Annotated in this window: 11 protein-coding genes and 7 tRNA genes; 17 read left to right on the top strand and 1 reads right to left on the bottom strand. The window is 43.6% G+C overall.

Annotated features, from left to right (window positions below; translation table 11 throughout):
* The first annotated feature begins 88 nt into the window (after positions 1 to 88).
* The 17 genes from L693_RS0124900 to L693_RS0124820 all read left to right on the top strand — a co-directional run bounded on the left by L693_RS0124900 (position 89) and on the right by L693_RS0124820 (position 15,500).
* Positions 89 to 163 (top strand) — tRNA-Gln (locus L693_RS0124900).
* Positions 164 to 167: 4 nt separating this feature from the next.
* A tRNA-Lys gene (locus tag L693_RS0124895) sits at positions 168 to 243 on the top strand.
* 11 nt (positions 244 to 254) lie between these two features.
* Positions 255 to 335, top strand: a tRNA-Leu gene (locus L693_RS0124890).
* 10 nt (positions 336 to 345) lie between these two features.
* Positions 346 to 420, top strand: a tRNA-Gly gene (locus L693_RS0124885).
* Positions 421 to 425: 5 nt separating this feature from the next.
* Positions 426 to 502 (top strand) — tRNA-Arg (locus tag L693_RS0124880).
* A gap of 20 nt (positions 503 to 522) precedes the next feature.
* A tRNA-Pro gene (locus L693_RS0124875) sits at positions 523 to 596 on the top strand.
* Positions 597 to 605: 9 nt separating this feature from the next.
* Positions 606 to 676 (top strand) — tRNA-Gly (locus tag L693_RS0124870).
* A gap of 736 nt (positions 677 to 1,412) precedes the next feature.
* The gene (gene ppc / locus L693_RS0124865; RefSeq protein WP_025720881.1) at positions 1,413 to 4,205 is read left to right on the top strand and encodes a phosphoenolpyruvate carboxylase; all 2,793 of its coding nucleotides are present in this window, start codon (positions 1,413 to 1,415) and stop codon (positions 4,203 to 4,205) included.
* Positions 4,206 to 4,397: 192 nt separating this feature from the next.
* Positions 4,398 to 4,964, top strand: a complete 567-nt coding sequence (gene sigW, locus L693_RS0124860; protein ID WP_025720879.1) for an RNA polymerase sigma factor SigW — start codon at positions 4,398 to 4,400, stop codon at positions 4,962 to 4,964.
* A gap of 148 nt (positions 4,965 to 5,112) precedes the next feature.
* The gene (locus tag L693_RS0124855; RefSeq protein WP_025720878.1) at positions 5,113 to 5,736 is read left to right on the top strand and encodes a zf-HC2 domain-containing protein; all 624 of its coding nucleotides are present in this window, start codon (positions 5,113 to 5,115) and stop codon (positions 5,734 to 5,736) included.
* Between the two features lie 221 nt (positions 5,737 to 5,957).
* Positions 5,958 to 6,791 (top strand): diadenylate cyclase CdaA, encoded by an 834-nt coding sequence (cdaA, locus tag L693_RS0124850; protein ID WP_013312127.1) that lies wholly within the window; start codon positions 5,958 to 5,960, stop codon positions 6,789 to 6,791.
* Complete coding sequence (locus tag L693_RS0124845; RefSeq protein ID WP_025720877.1) at positions 6,788 to 8,257, top strand: CdaR family protein; 1,470 nt, start codon at positions 6,788 to 6,790, stop codon at positions 8,255 to 8,257. Before cdaA ends, L693_RS0124845 begins: the two co-directional genes overlap by 4 nt.
* 60 nt (positions 8,258 to 8,317) lie before the next feature.
* A complete protein-coding gene (gene glmM, locus L693_RS0124840; RefSeq protein WP_025720876.1) occupies positions 8,318 to 9,658 on the top strand; it encodes a phosphoglucosamine mutase in 1,341 nt (446 codons plus the stop codon).
* 630 nt (positions 9,659 to 10,288) lie between these two features.
* Entirely contained in the window at positions 10,289 to 12,121 is a 1,833-nt protein-coding gene (gene glmS, locus L693_RS0124835; RefSeq protein ID WP_025720874.1) for a glutamine--fructose-6-phosphate transaminase (isomerizing), read from the top strand.
* Positions 12,122 to 12,457: 336 nt separating this feature from the next.
* On the top strand, positions 12,458 to 12,877 hold the full coding sequence (locus L693_RS0124830) for a MerR family transcriptional regulator (RefSeq protein WP_025720872.1): 420 nt from the start codon (positions 12,458 to 12,460) through the stop codon (positions 12,875 to 12,877).
* A 121-nt stretch (positions 12,878 to 12,998) separates the two neighbouring features.
* Positions 12,999 to 14,195, top strand: coding sequence for an MFS transporter (locus L693_RS0124825; protein WP_025720870.1), 1,197 nt, complete (start codon positions 12,999 to 13,001; stop codon positions 14,193 to 14,195).
* 483 nt (positions 14,196 to 14,678) lie between these two features.
* Positions 14,679 to 15,500, top strand: a complete 822-nt coding sequence (locus tag L693_RS0124820) for a DUF2785 domain-containing protein (protein WP_025720868.1) — start codon at positions 14,679 to 14,681, stop codon at positions 15,498 to 15,500.
* A 402-nt stretch (positions 15,501 to 15,902) separates the two neighbouring features.
* Here L693_RS0124820 and L693_RS0124815 read toward each other — a convergent pair.
* A partial coding sequence (locus L693_RS0124815) for an IS110 family transposase (RefSeq protein WP_025720866.1) occupies positions 15,903 to 16,572 on the bottom strand: 670 nt, incomplete at its 5' end.

The following is a 16,572-nucleotide window of genomic DNA, read 5'->3' as shown; positions in this document are numbered from 1 at the left end:
AGGGTCGGGGGTTCGATCCCCTCAGCCTCCACCATTTTTATCCGAACAAAAGGATGAAAAGTTGGGGAATTGTGAATCATATGCATATTGGGGATTAGCCAAGCGGTAAGGCAACGGACTTTGACTCCGTCATGCATAGGTTCAAATCCTATATCCCCAGCCATTGAGAGCCATTAGCTCAGTTGGTAGAGCACCTGACTTTTAATCAGGGTGTCGAAGGTTCGAGTCCTTCATGGCTCACCATTACATTGTATGCGCGTGTGGCGGAATTGGCAGACGCACTAGACTTAGGATCTAGCGTCTTTGACGTGGGGGTTCAAGTCCCTCCACGCGCATATTGTTTTCGCGGACGTGGCTCAGCGGTAGAGCATCGCCTTGCCAAGGCGAGGGTCGCGGGTTCGATTCCCGTCGTCCGCTCCATATTTGCGCCCTTAGCTCAGCTGGATAGAGCGTTTGACTACGAATCAAAAGGCCGGGAGTTCGAATCTCTCAGGGCGCGCCATATTTACAAAAAGCATTTATCGGGATGTAGCTCAGCTTGGTAGAGCACCTGGTTTGGGACCAGGGGGTCGCATGTTCAAATCGTGTCATCCCGATACTAATTTGCGGGTGTAGTTCAATGGTAGAACTTCAGCCTTCCAAGCTGATAGCGTGGGTTCGATTCCCATCACCCGCTTAATGATTACCTAGAAGCCGAAAGGCTTCTTTTTATTTTGTCCACATTATATCCACTTCGGTATGTAGAGGCCGTTGCCAATGTATCTCTCTCATGCACAGTTGGGGATGACTTGTGCATATTGTACATAGGCTCTGTTACTATGATTGCCTAGATCCTGAATTTCTCCTCCAATATATCTCTTTCTTCTGTAGTAAGGCTAATTTCGTGATCAAGTCCCTTTAAAATAGGAATCCTATGATTGCTAACGATATGCATTCATGTTGATAACTCTAAAAATTGCTGGTTGGTTGTACACATTCTCTTCTTTTTATGTGAGTAATTGCGGATGATTGGATGAAGAAACACATCTGTTGTATTGATTAGTAACTAATTTGTGTATAACTTTGTGGATAGAAGCTTAAATATCCTCATATTGTCAACAAATCATAAACATGTACACATAATGATGCATGATTTTTGCACTAGAAATCATACTTTTTATAATAATTGTGTATAAAATTTCATGAAACTCTTAGGATTTAGCGAATCAAGTTTATTTAATTTCATTTTTGTGCATAAAAAACCAATATATTCTCAAAAAAAGTATTTAAAATGAATGATTTTTACTGTAAAATTTGCAGCTTTTCATACGTTTTTATTGTATGATGTTAAGAAAGTGTCAAATTTCGTGTGTATACGTACCTTTGCAACAAAGCTGTATATGGTGTGGAACAGAACAGATGGGGGGAAAAGCATGACCGAGCTTACGTTAACCGCAAACAAAAACCAATCCAACAATCTGCTGCGGCGGGACGTTCGTTTTCTAGGTAATATTCTTGGTGAGGTTTTGGTTCATCAGGGTGGCAACGAACTTTTGGATATCGTGGAAAAAATACGTGAGACAAGTAAATCGTTACGTGCCGGGTATCAGCCGGAGTTGTATGAGAATTTCAAACAAATGGTCAGCGGACTGGATACGGATATTCGTCACCAGGTTATTCGCGCGTTTGCGATTTATTTTCAGTTGGTGAATATCGCTGAGCAAAACCATCGTATTCGTCGTAAGCGGGATTATGAGCATTACGCTGGTGAAGATGTTCAACCCGGCTCCATTGAAAGTTCCGTTCAGGAGCTTAAGCAAGGGGGATTCTCTGCCGAGGACGTTACCAACATGCTAGAGGAGCTCTCTCTGGAACTGGTTATGACCGCACATCCTACAGAAGCAACACGACGGGTAATCCTGGATATCCACAAGCGGATTTCTGAGGATGTCATGCTGCTGGATAATCCGATGCTTACCTTGCGTGAGCGGGAACAGGTACGGGAGAATCTGCTGAATGAAGTCATTACACTGTGGCAGACAGATGAGCTGCGTGACCGAAAGCCAACTGTATTAGATGAAGTAAGAAATGGAATGTATTATTTTCATGAGACTTTGTTTCATGTATTGCCGGATGTATACCAGGAATTGGAGCGATGTTTAAGCAAATACTATCCCGAACAAAAGTGGCACATTCCAACTTATCTGAGATTTGGCTCCTGGATTGGTGGAGACCGGGATGGCAATCCGTCTGTGACAGCTCATGTAACTTGGGAAACATTACGTATGCAACGCAAGCTGGCTTTGAGAGAATATCAGCACACACTGAAAGAACTTATGGGATACTTGAGCTTCAGCACTAGCATTGTGCGCGTTTCAGATGATCTGCTGGCTTCAATTGAAAAAGATCGTACGCATATTACGCTCAAAAAGATGGAAGTATGGCATAACGAAAAAGAGCCTTATCGGATTAAACTTGCATACATGATTGCCAAGGTGAATAACATTTTGGATGAAAATAAACAGGACACCAAGGAACGTTATAGCTCTGCTGAAGAGCTAATTGCAGACTTGAATGTTATTGATAACAGCTTACGTCATCATTTTGCGGATTATGTTGCGGACACGTATATTCAAAAGATGATCCGCCAGGTAGAGCTATTCGGATTCCATACAGCTACACTGGATGTACGACAGCATAGTCAGGAGCATGAAAATGCGATGACTGAAATTCTTTCTAAAATGAATATCGTATCAGATTACGGTAAATTGCCAGAAGAAGAAAAGATAGATCTGCTGGAAAAGCTGCTGAACGAACCTCGTCCGATTACTTCGCCGTATTTAAAATATAGCGACAGTACGCAGGAATGTCTTGACGTATATCGTACGATTTATATGGCTCAGAAGGAATTCGGCAAGCAGTCCATTACAAGCTACCTCATCAGTATGACCCAGGGAGCCAGTGACTTGCTGGAGGTTATGGTGCTAGCCAAAGAAGCAGGGCTGTTCCGCATTGAAAAAGGTGGCACTGTCGTATGTACACTGCAATCCGTTCCTTTGTTTGAAACGATTGACGATCTGCACGCTGCACCTAGTATCATGAGAAGATTAATGAACTTGCCTGTATATCGGCAATCTGTAGCTGCGATGGATCAGCTTCAGGAGATCATGCTGGGATACTCGGACAGTAATAAGGATGGCGGCGTGGTTACGGCCAACTGGGAGCTTCGGGTCGCAATGAACAGCATTACGGAAGTGGTTAATGAGTTTGGTGTAAAAGTGAAGTTCTTCCACGGTCGCGGAGGAGCACTGGGCCGCGGAGGAATGCCGCTTAACCGCAGCATCCTGGCTCAACCTCCTCATACCATTGGTGGTGGAATTAAGATTACGGAGCAGGGCGAAGTGCTATCATCCCGCTACTCGCTCAAAGGCATTGCTTACCGGAGCTTGGAGCAGGCAACCTCAGCTTTGATCACGGCTGCTGCATATCATCGTTCCGGGAAGAAGGAAGTGTTCGAGGAAAGCTGGGAAGAGATCATTGCCCGTATTTCCGAGGTATCATTGAACAAGTATCAGGATTTGATTTTCCGAGATCCGGATTTCTTCGCTTTCTTCAAAGAATCGACACCGCTGCCTGAGTTGGGCGAACTGAATATTGGATCTCGTCCGTCCAAGCGTAAGAATAGCGAGCGTTTTGAGGACTTGCGTGCCATTCCATGGGTTTTTGCATGGACACAAAGTCGCTACTTGTTACCTGCATGGTATGCGGCTGGAACAGGCCTGCAAAGCTTTTATCAGAACAATGAGGATAACCTCAAGGTGCTGCAAACGATGTTTAAGGACTCGGCATTCTTCAGATCCCTTATTGATACGCTGCAAATGGCGATTGCTAAAGCGGATTTGCTAATTGCTGAGGAATATGCGGGAATGTCCGATAATGAAGAGGCAAGACAGCGTATTTTCGGACAGATTTCAGCGGAGTTCAAGCTGACATCTGAACTGATTTTGAAAATAACCGGACAATCCGAGATTTTGGACGACGTGCCGGTTATTCAGGAATCTATCCGGTTACGTAATCCCTATGTCGATCCGTTAAGCTATCTGCAGGTTCAGTTGCTTAGTGAGCTACGCGAGCTGCGTGATCAAAATGGAGACGATGCTGAGTTGCTGCGTGAGGTATTGTTGACCATTAACGGAATTGCCGCAGGATTAAGGAACACAGGCTGATATAGCCTGGCTGTACGAATACAGGTAATCGGGCGCTCATGGAGTGCCCGATTATGCTGTGTGAATAAAATATGACAGAAGACCGTTCAGAGGGTGTCAATACTATAGTTGATTTTCGGATAAAATTAAACTACGATGAATAATCATAAATATGCAATAGGTAACCCATCAGCAAGTCTGGGGGAGTATAGAGTGGATAATATGGAAAGCCGCTTGGTTAGGCTGGTACAGAAAGGTGATCAGCGGGCTTTTGCGGAGCTAGTCGAGTTATATAAAGATCGGATTTTTCATCTTTCCTACCGGATGCTGGGTAATCGCCATGAGGCAGAGGATCTGGTGCAGGAAACTTTTTTGCGTGTGTATCGCAATTTGGAGAAGTATGACCATGGACAGAAGTTCTCGACCTGGATTTACCGGATTGCTACAAATCTATGCATTGATCGTCTGCGAAGGAGAAAACCTACATACTCACTTGATGCTGAAATGAATGATCAGGAAGGTGTCGATGGGTACGCCATGCTCGCTAGTGAAGAGCTTACCCCTGAGGGGCGTACATTGTTGTCCGAGACACAGGCATTAATTCATGATGCCATTGATAGTCTTCCAGACAAATACAGGACGATTATGGTGTTGCGGTACTTGCAGGAGCTTTCCTTGCAGGAAATTAGCGATGTGCTTAATATTCCCGTGACTACGATTAAAACGAGAGTCCATAGAGGCCGGGATTTTCTACGTAAAAAATTGGAGCACAAGCTGTAAAATCATGTGCTTAGGTACTTGGGAAGTACCTGATAGATGTTTTTATGAAACATAATGCTCGCTATAACGTATGTAAGAAGAGCAAAGCTCTAAGACGGGGCATGTTATGTTGAGAACCACGGAAGAATACTAGAAAGGATTGGCTCATATGGATTGCAAACAAGCCGTCTCTTTTATGCATGACTATCTAGATGGCGACCTGTCTGAGCGGGACAAACATGAGTTGGAACAACACTTGTTAGACTGCCCGGAATGTCGCATGCGTTTTAAAGAGCTGGAGCGGACGGATGCGATGCTTTATGGTACACGCCATTATCAAGTGCCGTGTGTATCGGATGAGCTGACATTTCGCATTATGAATGCTTTGCCGCCGCATAAAAGACAGACCGTGGCACCTATGCTGTCTTGGGTGAAAAGGCATCCCGCTGTAACAGCTGCCGCCTTTTTTCTTATTGTTGTGTGCTCAAGTATGGCCAGCTTTTCAGGCACGGATCATCAATTGGTAGTCAAAGGCAGCAACCTGGATCAAGTCGTTATTCAAGGCGATACAGTGATTGTGCCTGAAGGGAAATCCATTGCCGGAGATTTGACAGTGCAAAATGGCAAGGCTCGGGTATACGGCGATGTGGAAGGAAATGTAACTGTGATTGACGGTTCCTATTATCAAGCGTCAACAGCTCATATTGCAGGACAGGTCAAAAGCATTGATCAAACCTTGGATTGGATTTGGTATAAAGTTTCCGATTTGTTCGGGGACCCGTCTTCTCCGTAAAAGAAGCTTGACATGGCAAGAACGATATCGAGCGCCTCTTTCCGCTGGAAAAGGCGTTTTTTTGTACATAAAACTGGTGAATTGTACTGTTTTTTACTGATTTTAGCGGTTCTTTTGTCGCACAGCTTGCAACGCGAGCCTTATCGTTATAACCTAGATAGAGAGAGCATATTGTGTACATACTACACCCACTCACTACAGAAAGTTGCGGGGGCATGCGCATGTTGGATTATTTTGCGGACCTGACTTGGAAAGAGTCCATTAAAGATATTATCGACATTTTGATCGTTACCTATATTATGTATCAGCTTATTTTACTTGTTCGCGGAACGCGTGCGGTTCAATTGTTGAAAGGCATACTGTTTCTGGTCGTCATTTGGGCAGTTAGCACCTGGTTTGATTTGTACACGCTCAAATGGTTGATGAACCAGATGTTCACTTTTGGTGTGGTAGCTATTTTTATTATTTTTCAGCCTGAGTTGCGTCGTGCTCTGGAACAATTGGGGCGAGGCAAACTATTTGGGCGTTCGTCTGCGGATGATGAAGAGATCAACAAGTTAATTGGGGAAATGATTAAGGCGCTGAATTATTTATCACGTAGAAAAATAGGAGCTTTGGTTGTATTTGAGCGCGAGACAGGGCTAAATGAATACACGGAGTCTGGTATCAAGACACAGGCAGTGGTCAGTTCTGAGCTGCTAATCAATATCTTTATCCCGAATACGCCTCTGCATGATGGTGCGGTAATCATTCAAAATAAGCAGATTGCTTCTGCAGCCTGCTATTTACCGTTGTCGGAAAATCCATTCATCAGCAAGGAACTGGGAACCCGTCACCGGGCTGCTATTGGGGTGAGCGAGGTGACGGATGCCGTAACTGTCGTAGTATCGGAGGAAACAGGGCAAATTTCTTTGGCTATTAATGGACAGGTCGTGCGCGACATTAAGGAAGAATCCTTAATTTCCAAGCTGTATGAGGAACTGCGGCCAACACCGTCTCTGAAAGAAAAACGCGGCTCATTCTGGAATCGGAGGGGAGGCCGTGGAAATTCATGATGGACAAATGGATTAACAATAATACGATTTCCAAGATATTGGCGCTTGCCGTTGCCGTGATGCTGTGGGGAATGGTTCATCTGGATACAGGTACACCTTCATCGACATTAACTGTTTCCTATGATAATAAGGTGATTGATAATGTGGGCATTCAGGCTAGTGGTCTGGATGAGTCCAAATATGTGTTGGCTACTATGGATACTGACCATGTAAGAATGGAGGTCAGAGGACAGCGTTCTGTACTGACTTCTTTTTTTGCAGATAGTTATCAGGCAAAATTAAATCTAAGCGGTTTAGGAGCAGGCACCAGAACATTGGCACTTGAACCAGATTTACCGGATGGGGTGGAGCTGGTATCTATGACTCCAAATCGAGTTACGGTAACAATTGAGGAAAAGCAAACGAAAACATTTAATGTTTCTATTGTGCCCAAAGGCAACCCGGATGCTGGTTTGCAGCTTGGCAAGCCTGTAGTTACTCCTCAAACCGTGAAGGTGACCCTACCCAAAAGTCAGTTAAGTACCGTGACTGCGGTGCAGGGGGCCGTCGATACGGATGGCATCACGGAAAAATTCGAGCAGAAGCGTGTGAAATTGAGGGCATATAACAAAAAGGGGCAAGAACTTACAGGAGCCGTTATCGAGCCGTCTACAGTGTCCGTCGAGATTCCGGTATCTCAGCAGGCAAAGTCTGTGCCTGTTAAGATCGTCTATACGGGAGATTTGCCAGACGGGCTGGCACTTTCCAAGGTAAGTACAAACGTGAAGGAAGCCGCCGTATATGCATCACAGGATGTATTGAGCAGCCTCAGTTCCTACGTCACAGCCACATTGGATCTCAGTCAATTTACGGAAGCGGGGACGCGTACAGTCCAAGCTAATTTGGCAGCGCCCGCCGGTTCTGATAAAATCGAGCCAGGCTCGATACAAATTGAAGTGACGGTCGTTCCTTCCAATCAGGTCACAGATACGGAACGAACGCTCTCTGGCATTCCAATCGCTTTACAAGGTGCAGGGGATGGAACTACTGCGACCATTACAGCGCCTGCTAGCAAGATGATGGATGTTACTGTGAAAGGACCGCAGGATATGGTAAGCAATCTAACCAATGATGATATTAGCCTGGTAGCAGACGTAAGTGGCCTTGCGCCTGGTCAGCATGAGGTTACGTTGCAGGTAGGCTTGCCTAAATATATTGCGCAAGCCGGGAATGCCGATCAGCTAAAGGCAACAGTAAACATTGTAGGCTCTTCAACGCCTACTGTAACGAGTCCAAGTAATGAGAATGAATCAAATCCTTCCGGTAGTGGCGACAAGGGTCAGGAGAGGCCTGAGGAGGGGCAAAATGGCCAGGGTGGATACTCAGATGCTAATTCCGGGGGAAATGCAGCTGCGGAGGATAAGGCAAGTCCTCATAACGGCGCAGCTTCTTCTGCAAATGGAACCCCGGAGAACAGTCAGCCATAACATGTTTTATCTATAGTAAATACTCAAGATTTATTAGACAAAAAAAGGGAGTCATTTTACATGGGGAAATATTTTGGTACAGATGGTGTACGAGGCATTGCTAATCAGGAGCTTACAGCAGAGCTGGCGTATAGCATTGGCCGCTGTGGCGGATACGTTTTAGCAGGTAATGTGGAGAAACCAACCGTTGTTATTGGTATGGATACACGTGTGTCTGGCCTGATGCTGGAATCGGCGCTTGTAGCCGGTTTACTGTCTATTGGGGCTAACGTGGTTCGTCTGGGGATTGTTTCGACGCCGGGGGTTGCCTATCTCACACGTCAATTGAAAGCCGACGCTGGTGTAATGATTTCGGCTTCCCATAATCCGGTGGAAGACAACGGGATTAAGTTTTTTGGCGGCGACGGGTTCAAATTGACAGATGAAACAGAATTGAAAATCGAAGAGTTGATGGATGCGAAAGAAGACCAACTGCCTCGTCCGATTGGTGGAGGATTGGGTACGGTTGTTATAGATGAGCATTCCCGCTATGATTATCTGGAGTTTTTGAAAACAACAATTAGTCATTCTTTTGAAGGACTCAAAATTGTACTGGATTGCGCAAATGGGGCAGCTTATGAGCTGGCGCCGAAGCTTTTTACGGAATTGGGAGCTGAAGTTCACACGATTGGTGCGGAGCCCAACGGGCTGAATATCAATGATCATTGCGGCTCGACTCATCCTGAAAAGCTGAAGGAGGAAGTACTCCGTCTGAAAGCGGATATTGGTCTGGCCTTTGATGGCGATGCTGACCGTCTGATCGCGATTGATGAGAACGGAGAAGAGGTAGACGGTGACTATATCCTTTGCATTTGCGGGGATGCAATGAACCGTGCTGGGAAGCTCAAGGACAGCACCATTGTATCGACCGTTATGAGTAATATCGGTTTTTATAAGGCTACGGAAAAGCTGGCACTCAAGACTGCAAAGACTGCGGTCGGAGACCGTTATGTCATGGAGGAAATGCGCCGGGGCGGCTTTAATCTAGGCGGCGAGCAGTCTGGCCATGTTATTTTCCTGGATCATAATACAACAGGCGATGGTATGCTGACCGGGATTCAACTGGTAGATACCCTGAAGGCTTCTGGCAAAAAGATGAGTGAACTGAAATCGCTCATGAAACAATATCCGCAAGTGCTGGTTAATGTGCGTGTGCAGGATAAACGCAATTACGAGGGTAATCCTGCTATTGCAGAAGCGATTGAGCAGGTGGAACAGCAATTGGGGGATAATGGGCGTGTACTGGTCCGTGCATCAGGTACAGAATCGCTTATTCGTGTGATGGCAGAAGGACCGGATAAGGATGAGCTGGAGCATTTTGTCGGACAGATCGTAGATGTCGTCAAAAAAGAATTAGTTTAAAATTTTGTAAACGTGGTTGCCTGTAAAAAAGAGCGGGCAGCCGCGTTTGCAGTTATATATTTTCCACTGAATCGTAACCTATATAGGTAAATATGAATAAACTGTTATTGCCAAATGAGATAGGGCTGAATATAATATAGGGATGCTGTGACTCAAATAGAGAAAGCGAGGGTTGTAAGGTAACGTAATACAAGCGCCAGAGCTTGATTTTGTGCGGGGGGACTTGGTGGGTAAGCAATGCATCAGTTAGGATCATGTTGCTCACAAATCGGTTCACGACAAAGCAAGCTGACGAGGTGAAGGTGTTCGAAACATTCGGCGGGGACCTTCCGGTGAAGCATCAAGCCGTAAACCGGCAGCGGAAAATAAACAGGCAACTGTTTACACAACGCACCGGTAGATGCCATTATATTTTATAACCTAAATTATAAGATTCATTTCATGAATGTACGGCCATCATCATTGGCGTGCGCGGTTTAGGAATTTCGTTGCATTCGTGAAGAGATGCCTGTAATTTTATAGTTATTATTGACAACTTCATAGATGAATGAACTTTATTCCTCAATCTACCGCACACGTTAGTCCTGTGATGCGTCGTCCTGTGAAATGATGATCGGGAGGATAACGAATATGTGTGGCATTGTAGGATATATTGGTGATCAGAATACGCAAGAGGTATTGATTGACGGATTGAAAAAGCTGGAATACCGTGGTTATGACTCTGCGGGTATTGCCGTGTTTACAGATTCAGGACTGCAAGTAGCCAAGGCTAAAGGCCGTCTGGCGAATTTGGAAGCAAAGCTGGATGGTGCGCCATTGCTAGGCCATGCAGGTATTGGGCATACACGTTGGGCAACGCACGGTAAGCCTTCAGATGAAAATTCCCATCCACACATGGATGAGAGTCAAAAGTTCTCTGTCGTTCATAACGGGATTATTGAGAACTATCTGGAACTGAAGGAGCAGCTGATCAGCGAAGGTCATACCTTTATTTCCGAAACGGATACGGAAGTTATTTCCCATCTGATTGCGCGTGAATATAAAGGAGATATCGTTAAAGCGGTACAAAAAGCAATTACCTTTATGCGCGGTGCTTTTGCCCTGGGTGTGCTGACAGAACATGAACCTAACAAGCTGGTAGCTGTTCGTCAAGCGAGTCCGCTGGTTATTGGTGTGGGAAAAGGCGAGAACTTTATCGGTTCCGACATTCCGGCTATTTTGAAATATACACGCAATGTATTTATTTTGAACGATGGCGAAATGGCTGTTTTGACCAGCGATGCCGTCGAATTAATGACAATCGAAGGCCAATTTATTTCTCGGGAAATGATTCATGTCGAATGGGATGCTGTAACAGCGGAAAAAGGCGGCTATGAGCATTTCATGTTGAAAGAAATTTACGAGCAGCCTAAGGCTTACCGTGATACGATGTTGGGCCGTATTGATAAAGAAACTAAAAAAGTCGTTCTTCCTGAGCTGAAGCTGACAGAAGAACAAATTAAAAATATCCGCAACATTCAAATCGTTGCTTGTGGTACAGCCTACAATGCTGGTTTGATTGGTCGTACGGTTATTGAAGGTCTGGCTCGTATTCCGGTAGAAAATGACGTGGCTTCCGAATATCGCTACCGTTCCCCTATCGTAACGCCAGAAACATTAGTAATCGTGGTGAGTCAATCCGGTGAAACTGCCGATACATTGGCAGCATTGCGTGAAGCACAAGCAAACGGAGCTCATGTATTGGCGATTACAAACGTAGTTGGCAGCTCCATTGCTCGTGATGCAGATGATGTATTGGTTACACTGGCAGGACCGGAAATTGCCGTAGCCTCCACCAAAGCATATTCTTCACAGCTGATTGCTTTTTATCTGCTTGGTCTGTATTTGTCTCAAGTACGCGGCACACAAACGGATGAGCAAGTAGCTCATGTGCTGGCCGCTATGGAATCACTGCCAGAGCAAGTGGAAGAAATGCTGGGTAAAGCAGATTCGATCAAAGCCTATGCTGAGCAAATTGCGAGCCACAAGCACCTGTTCTTTATCGGGCGCGGTCAGGACTATGCCGTAGTACAGGAAGGCTCCTTGAAGCTCAAGGAAATTTCCTACATTCATTCTGAGGCTTATGCTGCGGGTGAACTGAAGCATGGTACACTAGCATTGATCGAAGAAGGAATTCCGGTTATCGCTTTGGTAACACAGGAATCCGTGCTGGAGAAAACCGTGAGCAACATTAAGGAAGTCAAGGCTCGTGGTGGTGACGTACTTGCAATCACGTACGAAGAGCATGCTGTTGAGTTGCTGAAATCTGTGGATCAAGTGTTTGCAATTCCGAAGACACTTCCGATTCTGTCGGCCGCCATTTCAGTTGTAGCTCTCCAACTGTTAGCTTACTATGCTTCCCTTGCACTGGGACATGATGTCGATAAACCACGTAACCTGGCGAAAAGTGTCACTGTAGAATAATCATAATTTCAGCCCAAGCAGTTTTGTTCAGTTACATTAAAGTTGGTTCCTGATTTTTAAAACCGGTTGTCCTAGTTTAGGATGACCGGTTTTTTAGGTACTTGAATTTACCTGTGTTAAGAAGTGTGTTTGAGGAAAATAAAGTTCTAGACTGAGAAAATAGAGAATTAGACTGACAATGCTTTATTAAGCTAACGGGCAGTTTACTGCAATAATGCCCTTGGGGATGTAACGGAGGCAGCTGGCCAACAATCAGCTACCTTTTTTCGTGTTAATGAAATTGGCCCCAAAAAAAAATCTTGCGTTCGAGTTTACTCGAAGGGATATACTGGGAGCATGAATAACTCACTAACCATTCGGCAAGTCGCCGCCCTTACAGGTCTTAGTGTCCATACGCTTCGTTATTATGAGCAAATAGGCCTCCTAACTTCCATTGATCGTAATGAACATGGACATCGTTGCTTTACTTCTGAAGACGTAACTTGGATCGAGTTTATTAATCGTCTTAAAGCTACCGGAATGACATTAACCAATATGCTCGAAATTGCGGAACTAAAAAGGAAAGGAGATCCAACTCTCACTGCAAGAAGAATTCTTCTAGAAGAACATTACTCAGAAGTTCAAAAAGCCCTCATGGAACTTCAGACTAATCTTCATTTACTAGCAGAAAAAATTACTACTTACAAGGAATTGGAGAACAGGCACGCATTAAAGCAAAAGTTAAATGAACAACCAACAGGCCGTTCAACTGAATGATACCCTGACAGAATATGAAGAAGCTAACTTCTATTTAACATTTGGGGTTAGCTTTACACTAAAACATAGTATACACATCCGTATAGTATAATATTTTCACAATCGAAAGGATGAAAATCAATTGCAAAGGAACAAGTCTTTATTCATCTTCTTTATCGCCCTTGGCGTATTTGGTATTGCCAATACGGAGCTTGGCGTAGTAGGGATTTTGCCTCAAATTTCTGAGCGCTTCCAAGTCAGTGCTTCTCAAGCAGGTTTGCTCGTTAGCATGTTTGCTTTGATCATAGCCATTTCTGGTCCGTTTATGACTCTTTTATTTTCCGGTATTAACCGAAAAAAGATTCTGTGCGGAGTACTTGCTGTTTTCGCCATTTCTAATCTGATTTCCGCCTTTGCCCCAACCTTTACTGCCTTATTACTGTCTAGACTGCTGCCTGCATTTCTTCATCCCGTTTATTTTTCTGTTGCATTTGTAGCAGCCGTCAGCTCGGTTCCAAAAGAACAAAGTACCAACGCAGTGGCCAAAGTTTTTATGGGGTTAACGGTCGGGATGGTAATAGGCATTCCGGTCACTTCGTATATTGGGGATCAGTTTTCACTTGAAGCCGCTTTTCTATTTTCTTCCGGAATAAATACGCTAGCCCTGTTCGGAATTGCTGCGCTCGTTCCATCGTTACCCGTACAAGGTAAATTGACCTATGGCCGACAATTACGTATATTGGCAAAGCCGCAGCTATGGCTTAACATTACTACGGCTTGCTTCATCCTGGCGGCTTTATATTCTGTCTATTCCTATTTTGCAGCGTATCTCGAGACGGTGACAGGAATGAACGGTGAAACCGTCAGTTTTATGCTCGTTCTTTTTGGCATCAGCGGCATAATTGGGAATCTGCAAACGGCAAAATATTTAAGTAAGGACTTGGTCAAAACCACCTTGTTTTATCCCATTGTGCTTATCGGTATGTATTTGCTGATATTTTGTCTTGGACGTTACTCTGTTCCGATGATTGCCATCGTACTGGTATGGGGAGCCGTCTTTACCGGCGGTCTCATTATAAGCCAAACATGGTTAACCTCGGAGGCCCGTGAAGCACCAGAGTTTGCTAACAGCTTATTTGTCTCCTTCGGAAATCTGGGTATCACACTCGGCACCGCCCTAGGCGGATGGTTTCTATCCCATATGGGAACACATAACATTACGTGGAGCGGAATATTGTTTCTGCTGATTGCATTGTTGTGTATTGGATTGAAACTTAAGTTGTTTGATCTGAAAGAGGACAAGAATTTAAGCGTTAAGAAATCTCCAAATGTTCAATGATACGGTTAGGGATTTCGTTAAGCTAACGGGAAAGGATAGCTCAAAAAAACAAGGAGGCAGCCGACCAACGTGATCGGCTGTCTTTGTTCAACTAAGGGGCAGTATACTACCAAACTCTGTATCAATACATTATTGTTCATTTATCACTGAGTGGTAAAATTAACCCTAATTGGTTCGCATGACTTAGAGTTGGGTTTCATGAAGTTAACCAAAAGTAACTTAATATTCTCAGTTGCATTCGTATTGCCTATTTTGATCGTTTATTTTTTAATCTATGAATTGTCCATTGATGAAGGTCAATTCTGGCCCCAAGCTTCAATTTAAGAATATTCAAACTAAGAGAACCATGTATAAGATTATTATGTCACTTTAAAGGAAGACAAGTTTAAGCGCGTACATATATCTTTGAATGCGAACTAGCTTGGATTGTTACTAAAATAGAGATGAATAAAAATTAATAGCAATATAGTAGGAGTGTGTAATATGAATCTAAAAGAAAAGTTGATATTGATAAAAGCAAATGACTACCAAGCACCTTCCGATACATTCCAATTGATACAAGAGATGATGAATAACATCGGTTCTTTAGATGCCCAATTACGTGATGAGCTAATTTATACTACCTTATCCAATTGGATTCCCGGTAATGCTCTAACTGTAAACGAACTGGAACAACTCCTACCCGTTATTTTGGATAAAAACCATTTGCTTTTCAGGCTTGATGAAATAAATACAGACTCTGTCTTCACTAGATCTTTCTCTATGCTAGTTATACCGCTTCTCCTTATGAGGCATAGGGAATCACCATTTCTCTCAAGTGAGCATATTCATCAGATCAAAGAGAAAGTATTTTATAATATACATAAGGAGCGAGATTACCGTGGGTATGATGAAGAAAAAGGATGGGCTCATGCCATAGCTCATGCAGCAGATGCTTTGGACGATCTGGCCCAATGTTCCGAACTGGACAAAAAAGACCTCTTAACTATCCTCGATTTGGTTTATGAGAAGATGACCATATCAGATCGAGTTTACACCGATGGGGAAGATGAAAGAATGGTGAAATCCGTAATTAGTGTTTTAAATAGAAAAATACTTAGTCAGACCTATGTAGAGAAATGGATCCAAAGTTTTGGTGATGTGGAGAAAAATCCAGAATTTCTTCATGCCTTTAAGCAAAAAAATAATATAAAGAACTTCTTGAAAAGTTTATACTTTAGAATTAAATTTCACAAAGTAGATACCGAACTTTGTCCAACTATCGAGCATACATTATATAAAGTAGAACAAGTATACTATTCTTAGTTAAGAATAAAGTGAGGGGAACACCCCCTCACTTGTTCGTCTCATTTCAAGTGCAGTAAAAACAATAGCCCACAGAGAACACTTCATCTCCATATTTTTCACAGTTGATTTGATTGGTGGTTCAGATAAATCCCCATTGTTCAAGACATAAGTTATTCTGTCATCGAAGAACTCATTTTTTATAAGCGGCAATTATTAGACAATTGGGACGCATTATTTTAAATTTAAACGGAGCAGTTTGCTGTCAGCAACTGCTCCGTTTTACATTAAGCTATACCAGCTAATAGCTTGTCAAGATTACCAGTAAAGTGATTCTAAATCATGTGGTATAGTTAAAATGAGCATGCCAAATAACCCTCCAATTTCCGTTGTGTCTTGGAAGGTTATGCCAATAATAATCTTTTAAATTGGACGAAATTCCTTTTTGTTTTTCAAGATTGCATAGAGCCAATGGACGAGCTTATTTGCACATGCGATTAGAGCTACTTTATGTGGTTTTCCTTCTGCTCTCTTGCGATCATAGAACGCTTTGATTCGCATATTTCGGGAGCGTATAAGCCCACACTGGACAGCCATTACCAGTGCGTAACGCAACTGCCTAGAACCACGTTTCGTGATTCGATTTCGAGTTGCTGTAAATTTACCGGAAGCAAAGACACTTGGGTCAATGCCTGCAAAAGCCACTAACTTTTTAGGATGATCAAATCGGTCGACTTCTCCAATTTCAGATAAAATTGTTGCAGCAATTTTATGCCCAATACCGGGAATCGACTGAATTAATTCATACTCTTCAATTTCTTCAGCCAGAGCATCTATGTTCTGTTCCAGTTCAGCAAGATGCTCTTGGTACTGAAGAATAAGGGTAATAAGAACTTTCAAATTGATTAAGTGGCTTGCATACATGGTTTGCTGAAATGGGTTTTGCTTTGCCGCGTCTAGCAGTCGCTGAACCCGTTGGTCAATCCAGCCCTCTGAACGCCCCCGTTTCGAAGAAAGTAGTTCTTTCATCTTAGCTTTGAGTGTAATTTCATCCGTTTGCAAAACTGAATATGAGGTTGGAAATTTACTTAAA

It is taken from the genome of Paenibacillus sp. 1-18, from assembly GCF_000520755.1.
Taxonomy (GTDB): domain Bacteria; phylum Bacillota; class Bacilli; order Paenibacillales; family Paenibacillaceae; genus Paenibacillus; species Paenibacillus brasilensis.
Note: the sequence above shows the minus strand (reverse complement) of the source record. Positions and strands in the feature narration are given on the sequence as shown.